At 43.6% G+C, this 4,198-nt stretch carries 3 protein-coding genes; 2 read left to right on the forward strand and 1 reads right to left on the reverse strand.

Annotation, left to right across the window (positions count from 1 at the left end):
- Both A3757_RS17960 and A3757_RS17965 read left to right on the forward strand, forming a co-directional pair.
- On the forward strand, positions 1-3,003 hold a 3,003-nt coding region (locus tag A3757_RS17960; protein ID WP_068740036.1), incomplete at its 5' end, for a YhdP family protein.
- A 37-nt stretch (positions 3,004-3,040) separates the two neighbouring features.
- Positions 3,041-3,865 carry a carbon-nitrogen hydrolase family protein gene (locus A3757_RS17965; protein ID WP_068510930.1) on the forward strand — a complete coding sequence of 275 codons (825 nt, stop codon included), beginning with the start codon at positions 3,041-3,043 and terminating at the stop codon, positions 3,863-3,865.
- 6 nt (positions 3,866-3,871) lie between these two features.
- Here A3757_RS17965 and yjgA read toward each other — a convergent pair whose 3' ends face one another.
- Entirely contained in the window at positions 3,872-4,159 is a 288-nt protein-coding gene (yjgA, locus tag A3757_RS17970; RefSeq protein ID WP_068740038.1) for a ribosome biogenesis factor YjgA, read from the reverse strand.
- Positions 4,160-4,198 lie beyond the last annotated feature (39 nt).

The raw sequence follows: 4,198 nt of genomic DNA on the forward strand, positions 1-4,198 counted from the left end.
TGTCAAAGCGATGTTATTAATATTAACAGTGATGCATCGCAAACAAAGGTATCGATGTCAGAACTCGATATTTACTGTCTTGCTCAATTGGGGCTCGCGTCTGGGCTTTTGTCAGATAATCTTCATGATCGTCTTGAGATTAGTCAGCCAGAAGGGCAACTAAAAAACGCCTGGATCAATATCGAACATCAAAAAGGCGCCTCATCATTTACCTTTGAAGCTGAGCTTGATCAGGTCTCTCTAGATGCTTATGAAGGAACACCCTCCGGGATGGGTATCAATGGATATGTATTTGCTGATAATCAGGGAGGCTTCGTAAACTTTTCAAGTCATGACTTTGAGCTGGGTTTCCCGGAATTATTTCTTGAGCCTTGGACGATGGCAAAGGCTGATGGTTACGTTGCGTGGGATATTCAAGAAGACGGCGTAGACGTTTATTCTGATGGCTTGCGCTTGGTGCAACAAGACGGAGGTTTGGTATATGGTGATTTTTCTATAAGGCTAAACGGAGAGGGCGATGAAGATTACTTGGATTTAGCCATTGCTCTTCAAGATCTTAGTGCTCCCAGCGCTCCGTCTTTTGTGCCTTACTATATTGTTGGTTCAGGTCTACATGATTGGTTAGTCGATGCCTTAAGGTCCGGTACCGTTGTTTCAGGAGTTTACCTGGGGCACGGATCAGTTGAAACTATTACTGCAGACAACAGCTTTACTTCTAGCATCGACCTGAATACTGAAAACCTGGTGCTCGACTTTGACAGGAATTGGCCGCCTGCTGAGCAACTAAACGCGAATATCTCACTTCAAAATGGTCAGTTGCTGGTTATTGCTCCTGAGGCCAAAATTGTCGACACAAAGCTAAATGAAGTTCGAGCTACAATGCTTGAGCCTGAAGGGGCAGCCAGCTCAATACTTAGAATAGAAAGCAGTACAAAGGCTACATCTGAAAACTTACAGTATTGGTTGGCTGAGTCACCAATCTCTGAACATACTGAAGCTGTTGCAGAGCAGTTAGTGTTCGAAGGTGACTTTGATGTTGACGTACTCTTGGATATACCCGTATCCGAAGGAGATGACGGCGCTGAGCTTGCTTATCTTATTCGCTCGACTTTAGAAGGGGTTAAGCTTCATCATCCCGATTCTGGAATCAGTTTTGACCGCGTGACAGGTGTCCTCGACGTTACAGAAGATAAGGGCGTAACAGCTAATGACGTAGAGGTTATTGCTTTCGGGAAGCCTGCATTGCTAAATATTTCTACTTCTTTTGATCCAGCTACATACGATTATCTGCTTACTGATCTTGAAAGTAATGAATTTAGAGACCTCTCACAAACGAATATAAGCCTGGCAGGTAATACCGATATCGAACAGGTTTTCGACTTTTTTGGCTATCAAACTACGGCGTTTTTGGGTGGAAGCTTCGATTACCTCGCTGAACTATACCTCCCAAATCATAAGGAGTCTGAGCCTTTTGTTGATATTCGAAGTAATTTAAAAGGCTTGACGCGAGACTGGCCTTGGCCCTTGGCGAAACATGTTGATCAACGAGAAGATTTCATTACTCGTCTAAAACTCAAACCTTCGCAGATGTTGGTATTGTCTAAACTGAACTTGGATAATAGTCAGGCGCTCAACACCGAATTATTGTTTGTGGATGGTAAATTTTCATTTGGAGAGGTTTCGATAAATAAGGCTAGTATGGAAGCGCCAGACTTAAGTGGCCTCAACATCGCGGCTAATCTCAATGAACTAGATGCAGATTCATGGATCGACTTTGTAGGCGATTTAATAGCCTTACCTTGGGAGCTGGATAGTGATAATAATACGGAAAGTATTCTTAAGAAAGTTCAGTTAGATGTTGCTTCTACAACTGCATTTGATCATAAGTTAAAACAAGCTCGTATAGAAATTTCTCAGCCAAGTGATGAGTGGCAAGTTGAGTTGAGAGGCGAGGATATCTCCGGAAAAATAGTTCTGCCGAATACTGATGGCGCTATCAAGGCAGATTTCAGCAAACTGGTATTAAGTAGCGATACACCAAGTTCAGACTTAAAGGAAGATAGTGCGCCAATTGACCCTAGAACGCTTAGTAATGTCGAATTCTCCGCGTCTAACTTGCAGTTAGATGGTCGAAAACTAGGTGCTTGGAGTGGTAATTTGCAGTCGTCGCCAACAGGAGCGATATTCTCAAATATAAAAGGCAGTGTTAAAGGTAGCCAGTTTTCCGGACGGCTTAATTGGCAGGTTTCAGAAGACAATTTACAGACCAGCATTCTGACAATGGATGGCAAAGGTAGGCATTTTGAAAATGTATTCAGATTGGCAGGTATTGATCCTCTTGTGAGTAGTGATGACTTTAGTTCAAAGCTTGCGCTTACCTGGCCTGGTGCACCTAAGGACTTTTCGCTAGGTAAACTATCAGGCTCTCTGTCACTGATACTCGAAGATGGATTTCTGCAAACTGACGATGAAAAAACAGGTGCTTTACGTCTGTTCGGCATCTTGAACGCTGAAGCGATAATGCGTCGTTTAAAGCTGGATTTCTCCGACCTGTATAAAAGTGGGGTCGGCTTCGACTCTTTTACGATGAACTCAAGTATAGATCAGGGCTTACTTACACTCTCTAAACCCTTGGTCATTGATGGGCCGGCAGGGAAGTACACCATAAACGGAAGTAGTGACTTAGCGAGTAAGGCGCTGGACCTGGACATGCTTATTGAGCTGCCTTTTTCGCAGAATGTGCCTTTGGCAGCTCTCGTTCTTGGTGCTCCTCAAATTGGAGGTTTAGTTTGGCTTGCAGACAAATTGCTTGGTGAACCCTTAAGTGCTTTAACTACTTCCCGATACGATATTACGGGTACGTGGCAAAAGCCTATAGTGGAATTAAAAGAGGCGGTAAACGCGAGCAAGAAAAAACGTAAGACGACTCAAACGCCTCAGCGAGTAACGCCACCAATAGAAGAGAGTGATGCGGGTGCAGAAAGCAATTTGGCACCGAATTAAAATACTACGACATCAATCAATTATATAAGGTAACGCCGTGGTTCGAGTTGCATGCATTCAAACGGTCAGTACTGATGAGCCAGAAGAAAATTTCAAGCTGGCGATGGAGGTACTCGAGCGTGAATTTTCTGGTTCTGATTGTGAGCTAGTTGTTTTCCCTGAAAACTTTCTTTATTTCGGCAGCGCACTAAATTCCCAGCTTCAGGAAAAGTTCGAAGGATATTTGGAAGCCTTTCGTCAATTTGCCAAAAATAATTCTATCAACCTGGTTTTGGGTAGTTTGCCGTTCCCCGCTTCGCTCTCACTTAGTTCACAAGGGAAGCAACGATATTTTAGTCGTAGTCTTCTGATTAATATCTCAGGTGAAGTACAGGCCTACTATGATAAGCAACATTTATTTGATGTTGAGGTCGGTGATGAGCATGGCGAGTATCGTGAGTCGGATACCTTTTGTCCCGGTGAAAGAACCGTAGTTGAAACGATAAGTTTCGAAGATGGTACTCAGGCCGGAATCGGATTTTCAATTTGCTATGATTTGCGCTTTCCAGAGATGTATCAGGACATGCGTAGGGCAAGGGCAAAAATATTACTTGTACCTTCTGCTTTTACCGAAAAAACCGGTCAAGCTCATTGGGAGTTATTGTTGCGTGCGCGAGCTATTGAAAACCAGTGCTTTGTTATTGCTGCAAATCAGGGTGGAGAGCATAGCCGTGGGCGTAAAACTTGGGGACAGAGTATGATCATCGACCCTTGGGGAAACATATTAAACCAGCTCGGCAAAGGAGCTGGTATTTGTAGTGCGAATTTGGATTTTAAAGGCTTGAATAAAATTCGCGCAGCGATGCCGCTATTTTCAAGTTAGCTGGCTTTACTCAATATCTTGAGTAATCGTTCGAATATATTGAAACAGCTTTTTACCCGCGCCAGTATTCTTTTGCTGGTCGTGATCTTTCTTAGCGTTGCGAACGAGCGCTCTCAGGTGTTGTACGTCTGTATCAGGGTTGTCGGAAATAAAATTACTAAGCACATCATTTCCACCGCTAATCAAACGGTCTCTCCAGGACTCCATTTGGTGAAGCTCTTGAGCATATCGTTGACTGCTGGAGTCAAACTGATCAATTGCGAACTGAATCGCTTCAGCGTCTTCTGCGCGCATTAGCTNCGCGAATTTTATTCAAGCCTTTAAAATCCAAAT

Source organism: Oleiphilus sp. HI0117 (assembly GCF_001635235.1).